Origin of the sequence: Mesorhizobium sp. LSHC420B00 (assembly GCF_000503055.1) — a bacterium.
GTDB lineage: Bacteria > Pseudomonadota > Alphaproteobacteria > Rhizobiales > Rhizobiaceae > Mesorhizobium.
In genome coordinates this window covers 142,832-167,230 of the sequence record NZ_AYVY01000003.1, presented here as the reverse complement: position 1 = coordinate 167,230, position 24,399 = coordinate 142,832, and the positions used below count along the sequence as shown (strand labels likewise).

The window sequence follows — 24,399 nt, the reverse complement described above, 5'->3', positions numbered from 1 at the left end:
TTTCGAGCATTTTTGCACCGAAGCGGAATCACCCGGCGTCGCAAAGATCTATTAGGGTGTTGACATTCTGAGATGCTTGCTGATGAAGCTAAGCCTCTCCAAGCCTCTGCGCACTTCCGGCGCCCTCATGAAAAGCCGCCACAACAGCCCTGTACGATGGTTCTCGATCATCGCGATGATCGGCCCCTGATTGATCGCCAGATAGGTTCGGGAGTACCAGTTGCGGCTTTCGCAAAACGCGTCAACAAAGCCGAAGCGGCCCCATATGCGTTTTCGAGGCTTGCCCAGGAAGCCACGCAGTGCGCGCATCGCCTCCGCCGGGGCATAGGGAAAGCTCGACAGGGCAGCAGACGGAGTGATCACGCCAAAGTCCCTGTCGGGTGCATGCGCGACGTATCCTCGCGGCCCATGGCTCGCGGTCAGACCCCAGCAGTCCGGTCCATATCCCAAATGGCTATGGGGATTGCGAACGCAATGCCGATAATTGATCTGCGTATGACTGACGTTCTGTTGCCAGTAATCGGCGTAGCGGTCACTTAGGCCCCGGGGATCGAGCCCGCAGAAAGAATAGTGCGAAAAGAAGAGCGGGCCACCAGAATTCATTCCCAACGGCAGCACGATCCCGTCATGGTCGCGCCCGTTTCGAAAGCCAGGTCCTACAGCAAAACCCTCGTGATAGATTCCCGGATCAATAGGGTGGCGCGCCGATCCCGCCGCCAGCACGAAAGTGAGCAGGCATTCGTTCCAACCCCTGATCGGGCTGTCCATCGCCCAGCCAAAATTAGGGCTCCAATGCCACATGAGTTGCCGAGCGCCGCGTGTAAACCAGTTCCATTCGGCCTGTAGCAACAGCGCGTCCACGCGCTGGCGCAGGCGCACTTCGCCAGTTGTCATCCCGGCGAAATACTCACGGGCGCAAATCAGACCCTGAAACAGGAAGGTGGTTTCGACGAGATCAGCGCCGTCGTCCTTGCGACGAAACGGGATCGTCGCACCAGTTCGCCCGTTGATAAAATGCGGAAAAACGCCGTGGTAGCGCGGGGAGTTCTCCAAGAAATCGAGCATGCCGTGCAATCGCAGCAAAGCCACGGTGCGGTCGATCCATCCCCGCTCGACCGCAACGATGATGGCTGCAATGCCAAAACCGGCCCCCCCGATCGTCACCAGATCGTTGGCAGGATCACCTGTGGTCTTTTGCCGGTCGCGGGCAAGACCGCTGACGGGATGCGCGCCTTCCCAGAAATAGCGCACCGTCTGCCGCTGCACGACATCCAACAGCGCATCATCGTCGAGCTCGAGAGTATTTTCCGGGAGGTCGAGTGCTGGAATCATCGAGCCGGTGTTAGTGCCTCGGGTGTCCTAAGGCCATTCCTAAAACAATTGTGCGCACGGACCGGCCGCTCACTCGTGTCAGGCCGATTCAATTCGCGACAGGTGCCTGGCGACCCGGTAGAAAGAAAATCAAGGGGAAACAGCCCCTGGATTGGCCTCGAAGCCTATGTTCCATCCCATTGCGAATATCGAAGACGCGCAGACGCTGGCACAGGCCATCGTCAATACGATGGTCGAACCCTTCCTCGTTCTCGATGAGAACTTTCGCGTGCTGGCGGCCAACCACTCCTTCTATCAGACCTTCAGGGTCGACCCCGAGCAGACGCACGGCTCGCTGCTCTACGCGCTGGGCGACGGCCAGTGGGACATTCCAGCGCTTCACCTGCTCTTGGAGACGATCATTCCCGAGAAGACCGCCATGGACGGCTTCGAGGTCGAGCATGATTTCCCCGATATCGGCCGGCGCACGATGCAGCTCAACGCGCGGAAGGTCCTTTACGACCACAGTTCAGCCGCGACCATCCTGCTCGCCTTCAATGACATCACGGCGCGCCGCGCCATAGAAAGGGAAAAGGAAGAACTTCTCGGCCGCACCGAAGACCTGCTGCGGCAGAGATGTGCTGCTGCGCGAAATGGAGCACCGGGTCGCCAACAGCTTGCAGATCATCGCCAGCATTTTGCTGCTGAAGGCCCGGTCCGTCACCTCAGATGAAACGCGGCAGCACCTGAAGGATGCCCATCAACGCGTGCTGTCGGTAGCAGAAGTGCAGCGGCATCTCCATGCCTCAACCGGTGCCGACGAAATCGAGGTTGGTTCTTATCTGTCGAAGCTTTGCAGTAGTTTGGCCGCTTCGATGATCGGGGAAGCACAGGCTATTGCTGTAAACGTTATGGCGGAAAATGGAAGGATAGACTCCCAGAAGGCGGTCAGCCTTGGCCTGATCGTGACCGAGCTCGTTCTCAACGCCATCAAGTATGCATTCTCGACAGAAAAGGTCGATGCGCTGATCTTGGTGACCTATGAGACCGATGCTGAGGATTGGAAGTTGACCGTATCGGACAACGGGTGGGGCAAACCCGTTCGCGACATTCCAGGTGCGGGACTGGGGACAGCGATCGTGGAGGCGCTTGTTAAACAGCTTGAAGCACGCATTGACACGGTCACGGGCAATACTGGCACGACGATTGCCATTACCAGAGCGACGTTCACGTCGCGGATGCCGAAAGCAGCATAGTTTGGTGCTTGGCATGCGTTTCAAGCGGCTGTTCCGAATATCGCCTTGAAGGTCGTGTCCCCTCAGGTGGTGTAGCTCGAACGTTGCGAAGCCGCTCGCGAGCGGCTGCCGCTGATGTTCCTATTCTCTGTGCTATAGGTTCCGTTTAATTGAAGAAGAAACCAATGCAGCGGACGGTGACAGTAATCGAGAAAATTACGGGCCGGGTGATCGGCGCGTATCCGATCGATCTTTCGGGCCAGGATCACCAGACTTCCGATGATCAGTATTTTGCCAGAGCGTTCGAAGCCGCCGTCGACGGCGGCCTCATTGCCGAGGCTGAAGCGCACGCTGTCGAATTCCGTCTGGAATAGACACTCAAGCCGAGATCCACGCTACTTTCGCTTTTCCATCGCCGCCTTGGCGCCGCTACGAAAACCCCGCGCGATGCGAGGTTGTTGATGCGGTCAAAAACCTTACGTTTCAGTACGGCGAATTACACTGCTGCCGAGGGCCATAGCTAGGCTGGAATGTATCGTCTGAAGCTCGATAGCTCCGGTATCGGTCGTAGCACCACTGTACATGCGAATCGCCGCGATCGACCGGGTTCTGGTTGTTGTTAATGATCACGCCGCTGATCACCGCGCCGGCAGCGAAGGCCGCCAGAGGAAACCAGTAGTCACCATGACGGCGATAACCGCGATGGTATTCACGATAGCCGCGATGACCGATCCAGTTTACGCCATCGTTGCGCGAAAAATTGCGATTGCGGTTGGATTTCCGCTTCATCCACGGCTTGTAGTCGACCGTCGCCACATATCTTGTTCATAAATCTCCTTTGAAGGAATGGTTGATATCCCTTCTCGGATTTAAAACGATTTAAAGAGGTTAAGGTTCTGTGGCGTGCCAGACAGCCTTCGACACCGCCAGCCAGGCTGTTCGAATCACTTGTCAGGTGCTACGGCTCGAACAAGCATGGGCAATCTTCACTCGACGCGGTGTGCTGGCTTTTTTCTACGTTTCATACAGTGAGGGACAATGGCCGGCACTCCGTTGATCAGCATTCTGATCACTTTCCTTGTCATCATTCTGGTGCTGTATCTGGTCAATCGGCTGCCGCTTGATGGTCGCACTCGTCAGATTGCCCAGATTGTCGTGATCATTATTGGCATCATTTCGCTGCTGAAGTACCTCGCAGTGTTTTAAGCCATCACGGTTGGGATATGCGACGCTGCTGGCGTCCGAGCGAGCAAGACAACCCAGCGCTTTACACCCACTCATGAGCAGGCGGCTTGAGACCTTCCCGCTCTAGGAAAATATCAGCCTCGCGCGGTTGTCGACGATCCTGAGGGCGGCCAGCTGGCCGGTTTGGAAGGCGCCGGTGTCTATGCCAAGCCGGCGTCCCTCAAGCTTCGGAATGTCGACCGGCGTATGCCCGTGCACGACATAACGTTCGAGAAGATGCGCGGCTTCGAAGAACTCCGAGCGGATGTTGAGCAGGTCGTCCTCGTCTTGCGCGGCCAGCTCGATGCCGGGCCTGATGCCGGCGTGTACGAACACGAATTTGGCCGAATAGACCATGACCGGCAGCGCACGCATGAAGCTGACATGGCCGGCTGGAATGATCTCCCGGATGCGCCGGTCGACCTCCTCGCTTGAACCGTAGAGATCGGCCATGCGCGACGGATCAACGCCGTAGGAAAACAGCGTTTGCAGGCCACCTATCGCCAGCCACGATTCTCTCGAAATGATCCCGTCGAGGTAGTTCAGCATCACGACTTCGTGGTTGCCGGCAAGGCAGACGCGCTGGAAGCCTTGGAGTGGCGGCGCCAGCAGATGATCGAGCACGCGCGCCGACTGGGGGCCACGATCGACGTAGTCGCCGAGCATGATGATGAGCTTGCGCCTTTCGAAAGACGCAGAATCGACCAGGATGTTCTGCTCCAGGGAGCGAAGCTCCTTATAGCAGCCATGCACGTCGCCGATCGCATAGACGACCGTGTCCTGCAGATCCATCTCGAGCCGCTGGCGCGCCACGGTCCGGGGCTTTCTCGATCGCTGGAACAAGGTCACGAATGGCGTCTCGTATGGCTATGAATGCGCCTCGATCTCGAAACAACATGGCGACGCAGCGCGTGGATACCATGTCTGGCACCGGTCGTTCCATACCGGAGCTTCGGACGCAACTCGGCTTCGGCGTCCTACAGGCCGATGCCACGGCCGTTCAGCGCGGCGGTGATCTCGTCGAGGATGGCGGGGTCGTCGATCGTCGCCGGCATGCTCCATTTCTCCTTGTCGGCGATCTTCTGCATGGTGCCGCGCAGGATCTTGCCGGAGCGCGTCTTCGGCAGGCGCTTGATCGTCACCACCGTCTTGAAGGCGGCGACCGGGCCGATCCGTTCGCGCACCAGCGCGACCACCTCGTTTTCGATGATGCCCGCGTCGCGGTCGACGCCGGCATTCAGCACGACGAAGCCGAGCGGAACCTGGCCTTTCATCGCATCGGCGATGCCGACGACGGCGCATTCGGCAACGTCGGGATGCGCGGCCAACACCTCCTCCATGGCGCCGGTCGACAGCCGGTGGCCGGCGACGTTGATGATGTCGTCGGTGCGGGCCATGACATAGAGATAGCCGTCCTCGTCCATCATGCCGGCATCCGCCGTTTTGTAGAAGCCGGGGAACTCCTCGAGATAGGCTTGGCGAAACCGCTCGTCGGCATTCCACAGCGTCGGCAGACAGCCGGGCGGTAATGGCAGTTTGACCACAACGTTGCCCAGTGTGCCGCGCTTGACCGCATGCCCGGCATCGTCGAGCACGCGAATGTCGTAGCCGGGCATCGGCATGCCGGGCGAGCCGTATTTGACAGGCAGCAGGCCCAGTCCGGCGGGATTGATGGTCATCGGCGAACCGGTCTCGGTCTGCCACCAGTGGTCGATCACCGGCACGTTCAATTTCTGCTCGGCCCATTTGATGGTTTCCGCATCGGCGCGCTCGCCGGCAAGGAACAGCGTGCGGAACCGGGACAGATCGTGTTTCGGGACGAACTCGCCCCTCGGGTCCTGTCCCTTGATGGCGCGGAAGGCGGTTGGCGCGGTGAAAAGTGCGACCACGCCATGCTCGGCGATCACACGCCAATAGGTGCCGGCATCGGGCGTGCCGACCGGCTTGCCTTCGAACAGCACCGTCGTGCAGCCATGCAGCAGCGGGCCGTAGACGATGTAGGAATGGCCGACCACCCAGCCGACGTCCGAAGCCGCCCAGAACACTTCGCCGGGTTTCACACCGAACTCGTTTTCCATCGACCATTTCAACGCGACCATGTGGCCGCCATTGTCGCGCACGATGCCCTTTGGCTGGCCGGTCGTGCCGGACGTGTAGATGATGTAGAGCGGATCGGTGGCAAGCACCGGAACGCAGTCGACATTGGCACCCGCGGCCCGCTCCCGCGCCACAGCGTCGGCATAGTCGATGTCGTAGTTTTCCCTGAGCTCGCAGCGCAATTGGTCGCGCTGCAGGATGAGGCAGGCTTCGGGCTTGTGCCGCGACATCTCGATCGCCTTGTCGAGCAGCGGCTTATAGGCAACGACACGCGCGGGCTCCAGGCCGCAGGACGCCGAGATGATCAGCTTCGGCTTGGCATCGTCGATGCGCGTGGCGAGCTCATGTGAGGCAAAACCGCCGAAGACCACTGAATGCACGGCGCCGATCCGCGCGCAGGCAAGCATGGCGAAGGCTGCTTCCGGCACCATCGGCATGTAGATGATGACGCGATCGCCTTTTTGGATGCCGCGATTCTTGAGTACCGAGGTCAGTGCAACCACCTCGCGCTTCAACTCGGCATAGGTGAATTTCTTGATTGTGCCCGAAATCGCGCTGTCATGAATAAGCGCTATTTGGTCGGCGCGGCCGTCCGCCACATGACGATCGACGGCATTGAAGCAGGTGTTGCACGAGGCACCATTGAACCACCGGCCATAGACGCCGGCATTGGCATCGAACACGGTCTCGAAGGGCGAGAACCAGTCGATTGCGCCGGCGGCATCGGCCCAGAATTTTTCCGGGTCGCGTTTCCAGCCATCATAGACCTCGTGGTAGCGTGACGCCATCCAGCTTCCTCCCCAGGAATGTTTGCTGTTCTTGAAATAGCGTATGCTGCTTTCTGTAACCATGTATTTGTGCTTTTCGTTTGCCGTCGGTCTAATTCGGCCGCAAATGCAGGGTCGTCGTGGCCTGCGGGGCTGATACGGCCGAATTTTCGACATTGGGGGCAGGGCGCGATGAAACTGCGATACGAGCTTGGATTTGCCGTCGTTGCGACGCTGGCGTTCGCACTCGCTTCAGCTGCTCAGGCCGGCGATGCGGCGGCACGGCGCATCATCGGCTTTTCGCCCGACGGCAACTATTTCGCCTTCGAGCAGTACGGCACGCTCGATGCCGGTGCTTCGGATTCGGGCTGGTCGGAGATCGAAATCATCGACACCCGCACCGATCAATTCGTCGGCGGCAAGCCGATCCTCATCGTCGACGAGACGGAGGATTCTACGTTGACACTTGCGCAGGCAAGGGCACAGGCCGCCGAGCTGGCAGCGCCCTTGCTGGCCAAATATGCCATCGCACTGCGCGGCGAGCGGACGGGCTTCGACAAATTCACTTTTCCCGACGACATGGTCGCCTACAACGACATTGCGCGCCTCGAGCAGGTTTCGCAGAAATGGCTTTGGCCGACTTATGACGAGCTTGGCATCTCGACCATTCAGCTCGACCAGATCCTTGCCGACAGCACGGCGGATTGTTCATCGAGTTTCGACAGGACGCAGCAAGGCGAAACGACCGGCAAGGCGCTCGGCTTTCGCCTGACGCTGCAGGGTCAGGACGGCAAGCCGATCAAGCTGCTGCATGAGGACAGGGCGGTGCCGGGTTCGAGGAATTGCCCGACTTCTTACAGCCTGTCGGAATCTTACGCATTCACCCCCGACCGCAAAGCAGGCGTGCTTGTCGTACTCGTGCAGCGTTTCAGCCAGGGATTTGAAGGGCGTGACCGCCGTTTCATAGCCGTGACAGGGCAGGCGCGTTGAGACAACCCGCTGAGAAATAATCTGCTACTCGAGTTGATTCCTAAAGCGGCAGCGCAGCGAGCATGAGGCCAACCCCGCCGGCGATCAGCAAGGCGGCTGCCAGCATTTTCCCATGACGCTCGAAACCTGTCGGCGCCCGATCCCAATTGTAACGCATGCCCCAACTCCGCAAGCCCGCTGAGTCCCTTATCTTACCTAGGGTGAGGAGGACAACAGTCTGGCGATGCACCACGCTGCTGCTGTCGGTCTTATCACCGACTATTTCTGGGGCATTCTCCGCCGCTACATGCCCCAGCGCAGCGCGGCGGTGTGCACAGGCGCATCCCAAAACACTGCCGTCTCGGCGTCGAACATGCTCAGCGTGATCGAGCAGCCGGCCATGTCGAGCGAAGTCACATAGGACCCAACCAGCGACCGGGTCACCGTCACGCCGTGCTTCTCGAAGGTTTTGCGGGCGCTGTTGTACATCAGATAAAGCTCCATCAGCGGCGTGCCGCCAAAGCCGTTGACGAAGAGCAGCGCCCGGCCTTTGGCGCCGTCGCCCAGATCGCCGAGGATCGCGGTACAGATCTCCTCGACGATAGCGTCGGCGCTCTTCAACGTGTCGCGCCGCCTTCCGGGCTCGCCATGGATGCCGACCCCGAACTCCATCTCGCCGTCGCCGATGTCGAAGGTCGGCTTGCCCGCCGCCGGCACGGTGCAACTGGTCAGCGCCACGCCCATCGAGCGCGTTGCGCCGTTGACGCGCTCGCCCAGCGCCTTCAAAGACTCCAGTGGCATGCCTTGTTCGGCCGCCGCGCCGACGATTTTCTCGACCACCAGCGTACCGGCGACGCCGCGCCGGCCGGTGGTGTAGGACGAGTTTTCGACCGCGACGTCGTCATTGGTCACGATTTGCATCACGCCTTCCGACATTTCAGCGGCCATGTCGAAATTCATTACGTCGCCCTCGTAGTTCTTGACGATGAACAGGCAGCCGGCGCCCGTATTGACGGCTTCAGCCGCCGCCATCATCTGGTCCGGCGTCGGCGAGGTGAACACCTGGCCGGGGCAGGCGGCATCCANTTCAGCCGCCGCCATCATCTGGTCCGGCGTCGGCGAGGTGAACACCTGGCCGGGGCAGGCGGCATCCAGCATGCCGTGCCCGACGAACCCGCCATGCAGCGGTTCGTGACCCGAGCCGCCGCCGGAGATCAACGCCACCTTGCCCGGCTTGAGCACCTTGCGGCGGACAAATTTGTGCTCCTCGCCAAGCGCCAGGATATCGGCATGCGCGGCAACGAAGCCGTCGAGGCTCTCGGTCAGCACCGTGTCGACGGAATTCAGAAATTTCTTCATGGCTGTCCTCCCGAAATAGCCCAGCGTCAGCTGCCCTTGCCGGCGATGCTGGTGATCTTCTGGATGAAATCATTGACCGCCCGGTCGAGCGCCGCGTTCTGCTTGTCGTCGCCGAAATCGGGAACGATCAGCGAGACATGGCGTGTCTTGCGCATGCCTGCAGCCAGCGACATCTTTCCCGGATGCGCCCGATGGTAGGCTTCGAGGAAATGATCGCGTTCGGCCGGGCTGAAATGGCAGACGGAGAAGATAGCCGGCAAATGCTTCGACGGGATCGGCGTCGAATAGGCCGGGCTGGAAATCTGGGTGACGAAGCTGCGATGCTTGCCCAGCGCGTCGGCGAGGCGCTGGCGCATGCCGGACGGGCGCTGATCGATCACCTGCGACAGGATCGTCTTGTAGGCGCGGATCGCCTCTTCGGGGCCGGATTGCGACGCCTTGTCTGACATGCCGGGCCTAGATCCAAACGTCCGCGATGGCCGCCTTGGCCATCGCGAGTTGGGCGGGAGCGACGGAGAGGTCACGCAGGCCGGCTTCGAGCAGCGCCGGGATCGAGGCGGGGTCGCCGCCGGCATCGCCACACAGGCTGACCGGGATATTATGCTCGCGCCCGAAGGCGGCAACCGACGCGATCAGCCGGAGTACGGCCGGGTGCCTGACGGAATTCAGATGTGCGACCGAAATGTTATCGCGAGCGGCGGCCATCACGTATTGGGTCAAATCGTTCGAGCCGATCGAGAAGAAGGCGGCCCTGGCGAATGCCTCCGGCGCAATCGCCACCGAAGGCACCTCGACCATGATGCCAAGTGGCGGCATTTTTTGCGCGATGCCGCGCGCCAAAAGGTCAGCCTGCTCCTCAGCGAACAGCGCGGTGGCGCGTTCATACTCTTCCGGAACGGCGATCATCGGGAACATCACCTTCAGATTGCCGTGCATGGCGGCGCGGAGCAAGGCGCGGATCTGCACGCGAAAGACCTCTGGGCGCGCCAGCGACAGCCTGATCCCGCGCAGGCCAAGGAATGGATTACCTTCCTCGACGGTCAGGCCCGGCACAGGCTTATCGCCGCCGGCATCGACGGTACGGATTGTTACCGGCCTGTCGCTGGCCCATTCCAGCACTTTGCGGTAGGCGTGATATTGCGTCTCCTCGTCCGGCAGCGTCTTGCCGAACAGGAATTCGGTCCGCATCAGCCCGACACCGTCGCACGTCGCGACATCGATGCTGTCTACATCGGACGGATCGGCGATATTCACCTGCACCCCGATCGCTATGCCGGTCTTCGTTGCCGCCGGCCTTGTCAGATAGGCTGCCGCTTTGCCGCGATGCGCCGCGAAAGACGACGACGATCGCCGGAACGCGTCGATCTCCGCTTTCGAAGGCCCCAACACGATGCCGCCATGTTCGGCATCGAGCAGTGCGATTCCGGCAAGGTGAGCCGGCGAAGCACCAGGCCCGGCTACCCCACGCCCCACGAGCCCAAGCCCCACCACCATGGGCACGCCGCGCGAGCGTGCCAGCATTGCGACATGACTTGCGGCGCTTCCGGCCTTAAGCGCGATGCCGCCGCCGGCACTCCAGTCGGCCTCGAGGAAGCGCGTCGGTGCGATATCCTCGCCATACAAGATCGCACCCGCCGGCGCGGCAATGTCGCCGCCCCCGGTCAGCGCGCGTAGCACCTGGTCGCGTATATCGCGCATATCGGCCGCGCGCGCCCGGAAATAGTCCTGCTCGGATGTTTCGTAGCCGGCGATCTCGGCGTCGAGCGCTGTTCGCCAAGCCACATCAGCAGCCATGCCCTCGGCGATGTGCGAAAAAGCCGGGCCGGTCAGCGCGTCGTCCTCCAGCATGGCGAGCTGGAATTCGAGGATCCCGGCCGCCTCGCTGTCGCTGGTTTCGATCAATATCGCGAGCCGGCCTGCGGCAATGGAGATGGCGGCCTCAAGCGCCGCTTTCTCGTCCGCGGCAGTCGCCTTGCGGACATAACGCACAGCAGCCTGGTCGAGGTCGAACAGCGGCCCCTCGGCATAGCCGGCCGATGCCGAAATGCCCTGCAGCCTAAGCGGTTCGGGCATGGTCCTTGCCTTCGTCGAAATCGCGCCGCACCAGCTCGACCAGTGCCCCGACGGCCTCGCCGGCGCCGTCGCCTCTGGCCCTGATATGCAGGACAGTGCCTTTCGGCGCTTTCGCAGCCATCACCTTGACGATGCTCTTGGCGTCGAACCATGGCCCGTTGGCGGCGAGCGCAATCTCGACGTCGGCCGAAAACGTCTTGGCAAGCTTGGTGAACTTCACCGAAGGACGCGCATGCAGTCCCACCTCATGGGTGATCAGGACGCTGGCTTCGGCTGCTGCGGACATGCTTGTCAAAGTTCCCGTTCACTCACGACGGCGACAGTTCGTGCGCCGTCGCCACCACTTCCTTGAGCGAGGCGCCGCCGGAAGCCTCGGTCGCCGCCATCACCGCGCCTTCGACGATCGGCGCATTGCAGACGATGATCTTCTGGGCGCGTGGTTCGCCGATCATCTCTACCGCCATNATCTCGCTATTGGTCTCGGCACCGCCGAGATCGACGAGGATCGCGACACCCGCCTCCGACCACGCCTTGTCGATGGCGCCCATGATCGCCTCGACATTGGTTCCCAGCCCGCCATGGCCGTTTCCGCCGCACCATGCAAGCGGCACTTCGTCGCCGACCATCTGCCGCACCATGTCTGCGGTGCCTTCGGCGACCAGCGGCGAATGCGATACGATGACGATGCCGACATTGCTCATGCGCGCGCCTCGATTGCTTCGGCGACGGCCCGCACCAGAAGCGCGGTCGAGCGTGCGCCGGCATCCATATGACCGATCGAACGGTCGCCAAGGAAGGAGGCGCGCCCACGCAACGCCTTCATCGGCACGGTCGCCTCGGCTGCGTTGTCAGCGACCTCGGCGATGTCCGCTGCCGCCCTTCCCTGCAGCAGGGCCTCATGCACCGGCTGCAGCACATCGAGCATGGTTTTTTGCCCGGCCTGCGACTTGCCTCTGGCGGCCACCGCTTCGATCGCCTTGCCGAAGGCCGCAGCCAGATTGGCGCGATCCGGCGCGGCGGAAATCTCCTTGCCGAGCGCCATGAACAGCGTGCCGAACAGGGGTCCGGAGGCTCCGCCGACAGTCATCACCAGTTTGGTGCCGATCGCCTTCAGCGCCTCGGGCAACGGCTTTGCCGCGAACGCGCCGGCCTCGGCCCGCACGGCCTCGAAGCCGCGTTTCATGTTGAGCCCATGGTCGCCGTCGCCGATCGCCTGGTCGAGCCCGGTCAGCTCTTCGGCATGGGCGGCGATGGTGTTTGCCGCCGCCTCGATTAGCCTGGAAAGATCCGCTACCGCCATATCACCCATGCTCCTGGCCTCCGCGCTGCCGGCAGTACGAGAAAATTGCATATCCGGCAATTGAAGCATTCTTTTCCCCAGTCAAGCGGGTTCGAGCAACGCAGCGAGGGCAGTGAAGACCTCGGCGATGGCAAAGGCGCCGGGGTCGACCACGCCGTCGAGCTGGCTGCCAATATAGGCGGACCGCCCGGCCTTGGCCTTGCGCATGGCCGCGGTGGCCTCGGCGCCGCGTCGCGCCGCGACCGCCGCGTCCTCCAGACTGCCGCTATCCAACGCCCTCAAGGCGGGTTCCAGGGCATCGATCATCGTGCGATCGCCGACCCTCGCTCCGCCATGGAAGGACATCCGATCCAGGCCGACGAGAAGCGCCTTGGGAAGCGTTTCGCCAGATTTCGACGCCTGCGCGGCGGCGGTTAAGAAGATCGACAGCAGCACGCCACTGGAGCCGCCCATGCTGGTACTCAGTATGTCGCCGACGGTGGCGAGCGTTGCGGCAGCGTCGGCGAGCGGCAGTGTCTCAAGGCGGCTAAGCACGCTCCGCGCACCGGCCGCCACAGTCGATCCGGTGTCGCCGTCTCCCGCCTTGGCATCCAGTCCGTTCAACGCGCCTTCAAGCGAGATCAGCCGTTCGCAGACCGCGACAACCAACTGCTCGGTGCGTGCATCCTGGCTGGCTTTTGACGCGTTGTCCGGGCCGGCAGCTTTGGCCACCGGCACGACGCTCACTGGGCGAACGGCTCTTGCCGGCAGCCAGGCGTGAGGGCCGACCGGCGCCCGCAAGGCTACTTCGCGAGGCGCATCGAGCCGGATCAGCGACAGGGAAAAGCCGTTCATGTTGAGCGCCGTCATAAGCTGCCCGGGCCCGATCGTCAGCGTCACCTTTCGTGCCAGCGGTGAAGCCAACACCGCATTGGTGACAAGCAACATTTCCAGCGGCGGCACCGAACCGAGATTGTTGATCAGCAAGGCGTAGTCACTGGCGGGATCGAGCCGCGCGGCAAGGCGCTCCGACATGATCGCAACCAGCCTTTCGGCACTTTGCACCGCAATCCGCTCAACGCCCGGTTCGCCATGGATGCCGAGGCCGAGTTCGGCGTCGTCGGCGCCAAATCTTTCGTCATGGCTCTGGCCGGGGATCGAGCAGGACGACAGCGATATGCCGAGTGAAACGATGTCCACCGCCGCGGCCCGCGCCGTAGCGGCAACCGTCGCCAGATCGTTGCCGGCTTCCGACAGGTGGCCGGCGATCTTGTGCACGAACAAGGTGCCGGCAACGCCACGCGGCTGGGCAATATCCGGCAGGGCAATGTCGTCGGCGACGATCACCATCTCGACGCGGAAGCCTTCGGCGCGCGCCTTCTCGGCTGCCAAGCCGAAGTTGAGGCGATCACCGGTGTAGTTCTTGACGATCAGCAGGCACCCGGCGGGACCGGTTACCGCGCGGATGGCGGCCAATACTGCTTCCACGCTCGGCGAAGCAAAGATCTCGCCTGATACTGCCGCCGTCAGCATGCCCACGCCGACGAAGCCGGCATGCGCGGGTTCGTGCCCGGCCCCGCCGCCGGAGATGATGCTGACCTTGCTCTTATCCCAGTCCGCACGGAGGACGACCTTGATTTCGGGATAGCCGTCGAGGCGAGCGAGATCGCCGGCGCCGGTCGTGCCGAGAAAGCCGTCCAGTGCCTCAGTTACGATCGTATCCCTGCGATTGAAAAAATGCTTCATCGAATTGGTCCAGTCCGGTGCCCGAAATTGCCGGTTGAAAGGTGCCAGGAAAACACTCGCGCAGCGCTCACATCAGCCGTCGCCCATCGGCGCCGAAATACAGCGGCGAGCGATAGCGGATCATGATCTTGTCGCCCTGCGCCAGGTCGGTGTCGGGGTCGGTCAGCGTCACCAGCTTCTTGGTCCCCACCGTCACGTGCAGATGGTTCTGGTCGCCGAGATGCTCGACCCAATCGACGACGCCGTCGGCATGGCCGTTCGCCGCCTTCTCGATCGAAAGATGTTCGGTGCGCGCTCCGATCGTCTTGGTTCCCGCCGGCGCGCCGCCATCCGGCAGCAGTCCGACCGGCAACAAATTGATGGCCGGTTGGCCTAGCCTTGCCGCGACGTGAAGGTTTGCCGGCTCAGAATAGATCGTGCGCGGCGAACCGATCTGCACCAGCACGCCGTCGGCGAGGATGCCGATGCGGTCGGCCATGGTCATCGCTTCGATCTGGTCGTGTGTGACGTAGAGCATTGTAGCGCCGAGTTCGGCCTGGATGCGCTTCAGCTCGAGCCTGAGATCGGCGCGCAGCTTGGCGTCAAGCGACGACAGCGGCTCGTCCATCAGGTAGATCGACGGTTTGCGCACCAGAGCGCGGCCGATGGCGACGCGCTGCATCTCGCCGCCCGACAGTTTGGTCGAGCGATTATTCAGCTTGTGGTGGATGCGCACCATCTTGGCCACGTCCTCGACGCGGCGGCGGATCTGATCCTCCGGCATTTTGCGCGCCGGCGAGCGTAGCGGAAAGGCGAGGTTGTCGTAGACCGACAGATGCGGATAGAGCGAATATTGCTGGAACACGAAAGCGGTGTCGCGCTCGGCCGGCGACAGCGTCGTCGTGTCGTGGCCGGCAATATGGATCGAGCCCGCTTCGGGCCGCTCCAGCCCAGCGATCAGCCTGAGCGTCGTCGTCTTGCCGGCGCCGGTCGGCCCGAGCAGCACGACGAATTCCCCGTCGGCGATATGCAGGTCGAGATTGTCGACGGCGACATGCTCGCCAAAAACCTTGGTCACGCCTTTGATGTGAACGTCAGCCATGATGCGCTCTCCCCTGGGAGGCCGACTCATGGATTTCGGTGCGCACCGCACGGCCGGATCCTTTTGCGAACAGCGACAGCCGCGCGCTGCTCAGCGCCAGGCCGACATGATCGCCCGGATTGAGCCGGATTTCGGCCGGCACCCTGGCCTTGATGATGCCGTCTGCCGTCTCCACCGCCACGATTTGCGTGGTACCGAGATACTCGGTGCCGTAAATGGCGCCGCGCAGCTTCGAGGCGTCGTCGAAGCGGATGTGCTCCGGTCGGATGCCAAGCGCCATCTCGGCCGGTGCAACATCCTCGCGCACTTCCGGCACGGCCACCTTCGCGCCTTGCACAACAATTTCCCTGGCGCCCTTTGAAAGGCCGCCGCCGAAGCCGAGGAAATTCATCGGCGGCGAGCCGATGAAGTCGGCGACAAACATCGTCGCCGGCCGGTCGTAGATCTCACGCGGCGTGCCGAACTGCTCGATGACGCCATGGTTCATCACCGCGATCTTGTCGGCCATCGACATCGCTTCCATCTGGTCGTGCGTGACATAGACGGTGGTGGCGTGGATGCGGTTGTGCAATTCGCGCAGCTCATGGACCATCAGGTCGCGGAATTCGGTGTCGAGCGTGCCGAGCGGCTCGTCCATCAGGAAACACTTTGGCCGCCGCACGATGGCGCGGCCGAGCGCCACGCGCTGGCGGTCGCCGCCGGCAAGCCCGGAGACGGATTTGTTGAGCAGATGGTCGATCCGCAAGAGCTTCGCCGTCTCTTCCACTCGGCTCCGGATTTCAGCGCCTGGCATGCCTTGCGCCAGAAGTGGAAAGCCGATGTTCTTTCTCACATTCATGTGCGGATAGAGCGCGAACAGCTGGAAGACGAAGGCGATGTCGCGCTCGCGGGCACGCCGCATGGTGACGTCCTCGCCGCCAAGCAGGATCTTGCCGCCGGTCGGCAGTTCGAGCCCGGCGATCATGCGAAGCGTCGTCGTCTTGCCGCAGCCCGACGGCCCCAGCATGACGAAGAACTCGCCGTCCTCGACGACGAAGTTGGAATCCTGCACGGCGACGAAATCGCCGAAAGCCTTCCTCAGATGTTCGATCCTGATCTCGGCCATCGTCTACTCCGGAAATTTCGAGACGATGATGAACATCGCCGTGCCGGCAAGCATGGTGATGAAGGAATAGGTGTAGAGCGCCAGTGCGAAGGGCTGGAACAGCATCAGGAAGCCGATGGCGATGATCGCGGTGGCGACGTTTTCCATCAGCCCGCGCCTGGCCCAAACGGGCCAGCGCGATTTGCGTTTTGCGGTCAGGTTCATTTGCGCACCGCGCCAAAGGTGATGCCGCGCAGCAATTGCTTGCGAAGCAGGATAGTGAAGACCAGGATCGGCACCAGGAAGATCGTTGTGCCGGCCGCGACCGCCGGCCAGTCCTGGCCGCCTTCGCCGATGATGGTCGGGATGAAGGGCGGCGCGGTCTGCGCCGTGCCCGAGGTCAGTAGCGCAGCGAAGGCATATTCGTTCCAGGCAAAGATCAGACAGAAAATGGCGGTTGCGGCAATACCGGTGGTCGCCTGCGGCAGTACCGTGCGCCAGAACGCCTGCAGCCTGGTGTAGCCGTCGATCATCGCCGCTTCTTCATATTCGCGCGGGATCTCGTCGATGAAGCCTTTCAGCAGCCACACTGCCAACGACACGTTAACCGCCGTATAGAGCAGGATCATGCCGAGAGCCGTGTCCGACAGGCCAAGCTCGCGATACATCAGGTAGATGGGAATCGCGACCGCGATCGGCGGCATCATCCGCGTCGACAGGATGAAGAACAAAAGGTCGTCGGCGAGCGGCACTTTGAAGCGCGAAAAACCGTAGGCCGACAGCGTGCCGAGGAACACTGCGCAAAAGGTTGAGCCGAAGGCGATGATCAGCGAATTGACGAAGCGCGGCATGAAGTTCGAGGGGCCGGCGATCACCATGTTGCGCTTGCGCACCGTCTCGTCGCAAAGGCCCGTCGCCGGCCCCAGCGAGTTGATGTATTCCGGCGTCTGCCTTGTCCGCGTCGTGAACAGGTTACAGTAGCCCTCAACGCTGGGCTGGAACAGGATCTTCGGCGGATAGGCAATCGAATCCGGCGGCGTCTTGAAGCTTGTCGCGAAGATCCACAGCAGCGGTACGATCGAGATCAGCGCGTAGGCCACGATAATCGTGCCGGCGACGCGCTTCGACGTGGCCGAGGGTGCGACGACCGAATGGGCTGACGTCAGGCTCATCTCTGCTTCACCTTGTTGAGCGCCTTGACGTAGATGTTCGCCAGGCCGAACACCGCGACGAACAGGATGATGGCGAAGGCCGAGGAATAGCCCGTCCGCCAGCTTTCGAAGGCCTGCCGCTTCAGCGTGATCGAGGCCACTTCGGTGGTCGATCCCGGCCCGCCGCCGGTGAGCAAATTGACCATGTCGAACATCTTGAAGTTCTCGATTCCGCGAAACAACACCGCCAGCATGATGAAGGGCAGCGCCATCGGCAGCGTGATCGACCAGAACTGCCGCCAGTTGGAGGCGCGGTCGACCTCGGCCGCTTCGTAGATGTATTCGGGGATCGAGCGCAGGCCGGCGAGGCAGATCAGCATCACGTAGGGAGTCCACATCCAGGTATCGACGATGATGATCGACCATGGCGCCAGCGAGACGTTGGACAGCATGCTGATCTCGGTTGCCGGAATGCCGGTGACGAACGAAACGGCGTAGGCGAACAGCCCGATCTGTGGCTCGTAGAGGAAGCGCCAGAAATTACCGACCACCGCCGGCGACAGCATCATCGGCACCAGGATGATGGTCGTCCAGAAGGCGTGGCCACGAAACTTACGGTCGATCAGCCAGGCCAGCGTGAAGCCGATCAGCGTCTGCAGCAGGATGGTCCAGAACACGAAATGCGCCGTCGTCTGCATGGCGATCCAGATGTCCTGGTCAGCGAGGATGCGCTTGTAGTTGGCCAGCCCAAGGTTCTTCGCCACCTCGTTGGGGCGATTGGCGCGAAAGTTGGTGAAGGACAGATAGATCGCCCAGAACAGCGGGAAGATATTGATGGCGAGAAGCAACAGGATCGTCGGCGAGATGAACAGCCAGGCGAGGCCCTTGTCGCTGATGCCCCGGACCTTGCGGGCCAACGGCTCAGGCGTAGCCCGGGCAACGCTGTCCGCCGTCCGATTGAGCATAGTCAGTCCTGCTTCGGTCACTTGGATCGTCTCGAGAATGGAATTTATCTGAACTGTGTCCCGTGCCAAGGGCGGCACGGGACGGTTCGGTCATGGGCTCGGGAGGAGCCGGTTACATCCGATTACATCTTGCCATCGTCCTGGAAGACCTCGGTCCAGTCCTTGACGAGGCCGTCGAGCGCGTCCTTGGCCGAGCCTTGCCCGGCAACGACATAGTCGTGGAAGCGCTTCTGCGATGCCTGCAGCAGCGGTGCGTAGCTCGGCTCGGCCCAGAAATCCTTCACGATGGCCATAGAGTCGAGGAAGGTCTGCGCATAAGGCTGGCTGGCCGGGAAGCCCGGGTCCTTGACGACCGCGTTGAGGCAGGAATAGCCGCCGAGCGACCACCATTTGGACTGCACGTCCTTGTTGGCGAACCATTTGATGTATTTGAGCGCGGCTTCCTGCTTGTCGGAATAGGAGACCACCGAGATGCCCTGGCCGCCGAGCTGGGCGAACTGGTCGCCGTCGGGACCCTTGGGATTGACGAAATAGCCGATCTTGTCGCCGCCGACATTTTCGTCCTTCTGCAGGCCTGGCCAGGTGAAGGCGAAGTTCATGTGCATCGCCACCTGGCCGGATTTGAAGGCGTCGACGCCTTCGCCCATGTAGCTGTTCGAGGCGCCGGGAGGGGTGCAGCAATCATAGAGCGCCTTGTAGAACTCCAAGCCCTTCACCGATTTATCGGAGTTGACGAAACCTTCCATCTCGTAGGGCTTTTTCGGATTTTCATACTGAAAGCCGAAGCTGTAGAGTACGTCCATGGCACCCATGGTGATACCTTCCGAGCCGCGCTCGGTGTAGATCGACGCGCCATAGACGGTCTTGCCGTCGATCTCGCGCTTCTGGAAGAATTCGGCGATCTGCCTCAGCTGGTCGAAGGTTGTCGGCGGGCCGAGATCCCAACCGTATTTCTCCTTGAATTCCTTCTGCAGTTCCGGCTTGGAGAACCAGTCCTTGCGATAGGTCCAGCCGACGACGTCGCCCATAGCCGGCAGCGCCCAGTAATTCGGCGAGTTCTTCGGCCATTCCGAGTAGCCGACGACAGTCGCCGGCACGAAATCGTCCATGCTGATCTTCTCCTTGTCGAAGAAGTCGTTCAGCTTGACGTAATGGCCGTTCTCGGCGGCGCCGCCGATCCACTGGCTGTCGCCGATGATCATGTCGCACAGCTTGCCGTGCGAATTCAGCTCGTTGAGAAAGCGGTCGGCATAGTTGGTCCACGGCACGAATTCGAATTTCATGCCGATGCCGGTTTCCTTGGTGAAGTCCTTGGACAATTCCACGAGCGCGTTAGCCGGGTCCCAGGCTGCCCAGCAAAGCGTCAGATCTTCTGCCTGCGCGACGTTCGAAACGGCTGTCGACGCGAGGAGTGTCGATGCCAGTCCCAACGCCAGTTTCAAGGTCGATTTCATGCCTTCCTCCCATTTGCGAAACGCGTCCGGATGACGGTTTCAAGAGCCCGCTAAACCCCTCCTCCGGGGCCTAAACACAACGGCGCGGCAACACGTCGGATGTTTAGTAATTTGTTTAGTGATGCAATTTTTACTAAACAAGGCAAGCGAATTCGTTGCTGCACCGCAGCATGTCGAATCGGGGAGCAATGTCGGAGTTGCGGCGCCCGCCTAGGTCACCGTCTTGTTGCTGACCGTCACCGGACGGATCGCTGGGGGCGGCGGCAGCAGGGCGCGGATGTCGGCGAAGGGGAAGATCGGCTCGAAGCGGAAGGCCTCCGCGAACGCTCCGGCTGGGCCGTTGCACTGGCCGGCGCGAAAGGCGTTCAGCGTGCGCGCCGCATTGACGAAACGCTCGGGATCCTGCGACTGATGCGCCCGGATCGCCTCCGCCTTGAGATCGAAATGCCTGGAGGTATCGACGTAATGCGTTGGCGAAAACCCGGTGCCGCCGAGCGTGTCGGCATGCAGCACCGGCACCGAGAATGACGCTGCGATGCGCACGCTATCCGATAGCGCGCGGTGGTCGCCATGATAGTCGTTCGGCGCATGGGTGATCGCCAGATCCGGCCCTATCTCGCCGATCAGTGCTTTCAGCGCCGCGATCAGGGCGGCGTCCGCCACCAGCGCGCCATCGGGAAAATCGATGAAGCGCGGCGTCACGCCAAGCAGACCGGCCGCCGCCGTCGCCTCTTTGCGGCGCGTGCGGGCAAGCGCGGCCGGATCGCCGTAGCCGCCCCTGGCGCCATCCGTGGCTACGGCAAAAAAGAGTTCTGCGCCTTGCGCGGCATAGGCGGCCATCGTACCGAACATGAAGATCTCGATGTCGTCCGGATGCGCGCCAAGCGCCAATATCTTCACTCTCATCCCTCCCGGAAATGGAAAACGTGCCCAACGGAATTCTGCTCGCTCTCATCGCCTATGCAAGCTATTCGTGCAGCGACGCGGTTGTCAAAAGCCTGGGCGGGCAGTTCAACGTCTTCGAGATCGGCTTCTTCTCGACATTGTTTGCCGGCTGCTTTCTGCTCTTTGCCAGGCCGCCAAGCGAGCGTTGGCGCGATTTCTGGCGCACGACACGGCCTTGGGCGGTACAGGCCCGCGCCTGGGCCGGCATCGCCTCCGGCGTGCTCAGCGTCTACGCCTTCACCACCATCCCGCTGGCGGAAGTCTATGCGCTGATCTTCCTGGCGCCGCTGTTCGTCACCATCCTGGCCACGCTCGTCCTCAAAGAGAAGGTCGGCCCATGGCGGTGGCTGGCGGTCGTCGCTGGCTTTGCCGGGGTGATGCTGGTCGTCAGGCCTGGGTTTCGCGAGTTGCATCTTGGTCATCTGGCGGCGTTCATCATCGCCTTCCTGGCCGCCACCAATGTCATCCTGATGCGTTCGCTCGCCGCGCAGGAAAAGCGCACGACGATGCTCGGCGTGCTGATCGGCTACGGCCTGCTCTTCAACGGCGTCGGTGCGGCGGCTACCTCGTTCTCGCTGCCGGATGGCAGGCAATGGGCGTGGCTGGTGCTGGCCGGCGCCTTTACCGCCGGCGGTCAGTTGCTGCATCTGCTGGCGGTCAAATACGCGCCGGCCAACCGCATCGCGCCAACGCATTATTCGCAGATCGTCTGGGCGGTGGTTCTAGGCGCACTGTTCTTCAGGGAATATCCGGATTTTCTGTCGCTGGTCGGGCTTGCCGTGGTCGGCGGTTCCGGTCTGCTGACGATAGTGCGCGAGGAGGTGCGGCTCGGCACGGTGCGCTGGAACCCGTTTGCGCGGACCCGACTTTGAGCTGGTACCAAGCTTGCGCGGCGACCGCCACCGCTGATATGCGATCGCTGCCAACTGGCTGCACATCATAGGACAATGACGACAAAACCTTTGCCGGACCTGCCGGTCTCCGCGGTCTTGCCGGCGCTCAATGAAGCGCTGAGCCATGATAACAGCGCCGTGCTGGTGGCTCCGCCCGGCGCCGGCAAGACGACGCTGGTTCCGCTGACGCTGCTCGATGCGCAATGGCTCGGCGCCGGAAAGATCATCCTGCTCGAGCCGCGCCGCCTCGCCGCCCGCGCTGCCGCCCGCCGCATGGCCGAACTGCTTGGCGAAGAGCCCGGTGAAACCGTCGGCTATGCCATGCGCATGGAAAACCGGACTTCCGCGAAGACCAGGATCGTCGTCGTCACCGAAGGCGTGTTGTCCCGCATGATCCTCGACGATCCCGAGCTGCCTGGTGTCTCGGCGGTGTTGTTCGACGAGTTCCACGAACGTTCGCTCGACGGTGATTTCGGGCTGGCGCTGGCGCTCGACGTGCAGGGTGCGCTGAGGCCCGACCTCAGATTGCTGGTCATGTCAGCGACGCTCGATGGCGCGCGTGTCGCAAAATTGCTTTCCGGCGCGCCGGTGATCGAGAGCGCAGGCCGCGCCTTTCCGGTCGACATCCGCTATGACGAGCGGCCGGCCGGCGTCACCATCGAGGATGCCATGGCCAGGGTGATCCGCTCGGCGCTTGCCGGGGAGGAGGGCAGCGTGCTTGTCTTCCTGCCCGGCCAGCGCGAGATCGAGCGCACCGCCGAGCGGCTGGCGGGCAAGGTCGGCGCCGACACCGACATCGTGCCGCTCTACGGCATGCTCGACAACAGGACGCAGGACGCAGCGATCAAGCCGGCGCCGCCCGGCCGTCGCAAGGTCGTGCTGGCGACGTCGATCGCCGAAACCTCCATCACCATCGACGGCGTGCGGGTCGTCATCGATTCCGGCCTGTCGCGGCTGCCGCGCTATGAGCCGGCCAGCGGCCTGACGCGGCTGGAGACGGTGCGTGCTTCCCGCGCTTCCGCCGACCAGCGCGCCGGCCGGGCCGGGCGCACACAGCCGGGCGTCGCTATCCGGCTGTGGCGGGCCGAGCAGACAGCGGCACTGCCGGCCTTCACGCCACCGGAAATTCTCGAAGCCGATCTCTCCGGCCTGTTGCTCGATTGCGCGGCGTTCGGCGTTGCCGATCCGACGAGCCTGTCCTTCCTCGACCCCCCGCCGGCTCCGGCGCTCAACGAGGCAAGGGCGCTGCTGCGCGCGCTCGATGCCGTCGATGCGGCAGGGCGCTTGACGGAGGCCGGTGCCGCGATGCGCAAGCTGGCTCNTGCGCGCGCTCGATGCCGTCGATGCGGCAGGGCGCTTGACGGAGGCCGGTGCCGCGATGCGCAAGCTGGCTCTGCCGGTCCGGCTCGCCCACATGGTCGCCGAGGCGGCAAGGACCGGCCAGGCGCTCGAGGCGGCGATGCTGGCCATGCTGCTCACCGAGCGCGGCCTTGGCGGCGATGGTGCCGATCTCGAACGGCGGCTGATGCGCTTTCATGCCGAAAGATCGCCGCGTGCCACCGCTGCCCGGCAGCTGGCCGAGAGGTTGGCAAAGCAGGCTTCACCCTCCCCCTCGACGGGAGGGTCGGCGAGCGAGCCGAGCGCAGCGAGACGAGGGAGACGCGGGGTCGCCGATGGCGTGCCCGAACCGACCCCACCCCGGTCCGCTACGCGGATCGACCCTCCCCTCAAGGGAGAGGGCAGCACCGCCGGCGCTCTCCTCATCCATGCCTGGCCGGACCGGGTCGCTAAAGCTCGCGGCGAGCGTGGCCGCTTCGTGCTTGCCAACGGCTCCGGCGCCATGCTCGACGCCTCCGACCCGCTGGCCGGCGAGACCTGGCTCGTCGTCGCCGATCTGCAGGGTAAGGCGCAGAACGCCCGCATCACCGCGGCGGCGGCGCTCGACGAGGCCGACATCCGCACCGCGCTGGCGGAAAAGATCGAGACTCGCCGCGAGGTGAGCTTCGACCGCGATAGGCGCGCGGTGCGGGTGCGCGAAACGGTTCGGCTCGGCGCCATCACGTTGTCCGAACGCATGCTGCCGGCGCCGACCGGTGCCGACGCAGACAGCGCCATTCTCGACGCCTTGCGCGAACACGGCCTGTCGCTGCTGCCGTGGAGCAGGGAAGCGGAGACGTTGCGGCAGCGGCTCGGCTGGCTGCATCGCGGCCTCGGTGCGCCATGGCCCGATGTCTCCGATGCGGCGCTCGTCGAGCGCCTCGACGACTGGCTGCTGCCGTTCCTTTCCGGTGCCGCATCCTTTGCCGCGATCGATCCCAGCGTGCTTTCGCAAGGCCTGATGACGCTGGTACCGCACGAATTGCAGCGCAAGATCGACACATTGGCGCCGACCCATTTCGACGCGCCGTCGGGCAGTCGGCTGCCGATCCGCTATGACGGCGAATGGCCGGTACTGGCAATCCGCGTGCAGGAGCTGTTCGGCCTCGACCGGCATCCCGCGATCGCCAACGGCACTGTGCCGCTGACGCTCGAATTGCTGTCACCGGCGCGCCGGCCGATCCAGACGACGCGCGACCTGCCCGGATTCTGGCGCGGCTCCTGGGCCGATGTGCGGACAGACATGCGCGGCCGCTATCCCAGGCATGTCTGGCCGGAGAACCCGCTTCTCGCCGCCGCCACGAGCCGCGCCAAACCGCGCGGTACCTAATGATTCCCGGACTGTTATCCCGAACGGAAGGCCAGCTTCGGCGCTTTTTCGGAAAAGAC

At 62.8% G+C, this 24,399-nt stretch carries 21 protein-coding genes and 3 pseudogenes; 6 read left to right on the top strand and 18 right to left on the bottom strand.

Annotation, left to right across the window (positions count from 1 at the left end; all coding sequences use genetic code 11):
- Nucleotides 1-51: 51 nt before the first annotated feature.
- Nucleotides 52-1,332: a glucoamylase family protein gene (locus tag X760_RS48530; protein WP_023717977.1), complete on the bottom strand. Its 1,281-nt coding sequence runs from the start codon at nt 1,330-1,332 to the stop codon at nt 52-54.
- A gap of 166 nt (nt 1,333-1,498) precedes the next feature.
- Between X760_RS48530 and X760_RS48525 the strand changes: the two are divergent.
- Together X760_RS48525 and X760_RS48520 are read left to right on the top strand one after the other, a co-directional pair.
- Nucleotides 1,499-2,567, top strand: a pseudogene (locus X760_RS48525) (histidine kinase dimerization/phosphoacceptor domain -containing protein).
- Between the two features lie 164 nt (nt 2,568-2,731).
- On the top strand, nt 2,732-2,920 hold the full coding sequence (locus X760_RS48520) for a hypothetical protein (protein WP_023717976.1): 189 nt from the start codon (nt 2,732-2,734) through the stop codon (nt 2,918-2,920).
- Between the two features lie 109 nt (nt 2,921-3,029).
- Here X760_RS48520 and X760_RS48515 read toward each other — a convergent pair.
- Nucleotides 3,030-3,362: pseudogene (locus X760_RS48515) on the bottom strand (BA14K family protein); the annotation flags it as partial.
- Nucleotides 3,363-3,584: 222 nt separating this feature from the next.
- Here X760_RS48515 and X760_RS74470 point away from each other — a divergent pair.
- Nucleotides 3,585-3,752 (top strand): Thivi_2564 family membrane protein, encoded by a 168-nt coding sequence (locus tag X760_RS74470; RefSeq protein WP_023717974.1) that lies wholly within the window; start codon nt 3,585-3,587, stop codon nt 3,750-3,752.
- 102 nt (nt 3,753-3,854) lie between these two features.
- Here X760_RS74470 and X760_RS48510 read toward each other — a convergent pair whose 3' ends face one another.
- Together X760_RS48510 and X760_RS48505 are read right to left on the bottom strand one after the other, a co-directional pair.
- On the bottom strand, nt 3,855-4,619 hold the full coding sequence (locus X760_RS48510; protein ID WP_023717973.1) for a metallophosphoesterase family protein: 765 nt from the start codon (nt 4,617-4,619) through the stop codon (nt 3,855-3,857).
- Between the two features lie 128 nt (nt 4,620-4,747).
- Entirely contained in the window at nt 4,748-6,655 is a 1,908-nt protein-coding gene (locus tag X760_RS48505; protein WP_023717972.1) for a propionyl-CoA synthetase, read from the bottom strand.
- Between the two features lie 171 nt (nt 6,656-6,826).
- Between X760_RS48505 and X760_RS48500 the strand changes: the two genes are divergently transcribed.
- Nucleotides 6,827-7,624: a DUF2259 domain-containing protein gene (locus X760_RS48500; RefSeq protein WP_023717971.1), complete on the top strand. Its 798-nt coding sequence runs from the start codon at nt 6,827-6,829 to the stop codon at nt 7,622-7,624.
- A 282-nt stretch (nt 7,625-7,906) separates the two neighbouring features.
- On the opposite strand, the gene X760_RS48495 is transcribed toward X760_RS48500, so the two are convergent.
- From X760_RS48495 to X760_RS48430, 14 genes are all read right to left on the bottom strand, one after another.
- The gene (locus tag X760_RS48495; RefSeq protein WP_023717969.1) at nt 7,907-8,962 is read right to left on the bottom strand and encodes a dihydroxyacetone kinase subunit DhaK; all 1,056 of its coding nucleotides are present in this window, start codon (nt 8,960-8,962) and stop codon (nt 7,907-7,909) included.
- 26 nt (nt 8,963-8,988) lie between these two features.
- Nucleotides 8,989-9,411, bottom strand: a complete 423-nt coding sequence (locus tag X760_RS48490) for a hypothetical protein (RefSeq protein WP_023717968.1) — start codon at nt 9,409-9,411, stop codon at nt 8,989-8,991.
- Between the two features lie 7 nt (nt 9,412-9,418).
- Complete coding sequence (gene ptsP / locus X760_RS48485; protein WP_023717967.1) at nt 9,419-11,035, bottom strand: phosphoenolpyruvate--protein phosphotransferase; 1,617 nt, start codon at nt 11,033-11,035, stop codon at nt 9,419-9,421.
- Nucleotides 11,019-11,321, bottom strand: a complete 303-nt coding sequence (locus tag X760_RS48480) for an HPr family phosphocarrier protein (RefSeq protein WP_023717966.1) — start codon at nt 11,319-11,321, stop codon at nt 11,019-11,021. The genes ptsP and X760_RS48480 overlap by 17 nt, the downstream gene beginning before the upstream one ends.
- Before the next feature lie 22 nt (nt 11,322-11,343).
- On the bottom strand, nt 11,344-11,736 hold the full coding sequence (gene dhaM / locus X760_RS48475; RefSeq protein WP_023717965.1) for a dihydroxyacetone kinase phosphoryl donor subunit DhaM: 393 nt from the start codon (nt 11,734-11,736) through the stop codon (nt 11,344-11,346).
- A complete protein-coding gene (dhaL, locus tag X760_RS48470; protein WP_023717964.1) occupies nt 11,733-12,335 on the bottom strand; it encodes a dihydroxyacetone kinase subunit DhaL in 603 nt (200 codons plus the stop codon). Before dhaL ends, dhaM begins: the two co-directional genes overlap by 4 nt.
- A gap of 81 nt (nt 12,336-12,416) precedes the next feature.
- Nucleotides 12,417-14,060, bottom strand: coding sequence for a dihydroxyacetone kinase subunit DhaK (locus X760_RS48465; protein ID WP_023717963.1), 1,644 nt, complete (start codon nt 14,058-14,060; stop codon nt 12,417-12,419).
- A gap of 67 nt (nt 14,061-14,127) precedes the next feature.
- Nucleotides 14,128-15,141 (bottom strand): ABC transporter ATP-binding protein, encoded by a 1,014-nt coding sequence (locus tag X760_RS48460; RefSeq protein WP_023717962.1) that lies wholly within the window; start codon nt 15,139-15,141, stop codon nt 14,128-14,130.
- Nucleotides 15,134-16,246 carry an ABC transporter ATP-binding protein gene (locus X760_RS48455; protein ID WP_023717961.1) on the bottom strand — a complete coding sequence of 371 codons (1,113 nt, stop codon included), beginning with the start codon at nt 16,244-16,246 and terminating at the stop codon, nt 15,134-15,136. Before X760_RS48455 ends, X760_RS48460 begins: the two co-directional genes overlap by 8 nt.
- 3 nt (nt 16,247-16,249) lie before the next feature.
- Nucleotides 16,250-16,450, bottom strand: a complete 201-nt coding sequence (locus tag X760_RS48450) for a hypothetical protein (protein ID WP_023717960.1) — start codon at nt 16,448-16,450, stop codon at nt 16,250-16,252.
- Entirely contained in the window at nt 16,447-17,397 is a 951-nt protein-coding gene (locus tag X760_RS48445) for a carbohydrate ABC transporter permease (RefSeq protein WP_023717959.1), read from the bottom strand. The genes X760_RS48450 and X760_RS48445 overlap by 4 nt, the downstream gene beginning before the upstream one ends.
- Nucleotides 17,394-18,341 carry a sugar ABC transporter permease gene (locus X760_RS48440; protein ID WP_031193666.1) on the bottom strand — a complete coding sequence of 316 codons (948 nt, stop codon included), beginning with the start codon at nt 18,339-18,341 and terminating at the stop codon, nt 17,394-17,396. Before X760_RS48440 ends, X760_RS48445 begins: the two co-directional genes overlap by 4 nt.
- A gap of 122 nt (nt 18,342-18,463) precedes the next feature.
- Nucleotides 18,464-19,795, bottom strand: coding sequence for an ABC transporter substrate-binding protein (locus X760_RS48435; protein ID WP_023717957.1), 1,332 nt, complete (start codon nt 19,793-19,795; stop codon nt 18,464-18,466).
- Nucleotides 19,796-20,005: 210 nt separating this feature from the next.
- Nucleotides 20,006-20,695 (bottom strand): PIG-L deacetylase family protein, encoded by a 690-nt coding sequence (locus X760_RS48430; protein ID WP_023717956.1) that lies wholly within the window; start codon nt 20,693-20,695, stop codon nt 20,006-20,008.
- A gap of 26 nt (nt 20,696-20,721) precedes the next feature.
- On the opposite strand from X760_RS48430, the gene X760_RS48425 reads away from it, so the two are divergent.
- Both X760_RS48425 and hrpB read left to right on the top strand, forming a co-directional pair.
- Nucleotides 20,722-21,612: a DMT family transporter gene (locus X760_RS48425; RefSeq protein ID WP_023717955.1), complete on the top strand. Its 891-nt coding sequence runs from the start codon at nt 20,722-20,724 to the stop codon at nt 21,610-21,612.
- Nucleotides 21,613-21,687: 75 nt separating this feature from the next.
- Nucleotides 21,688-24,340 (top strand): annotated as a pseudogene (gene hrpB / locus X760_RS79060) (ATP-dependent helicase HrpB).
- Nucleotides 24,341-24,399 lie beyond the last annotated feature (59 nt).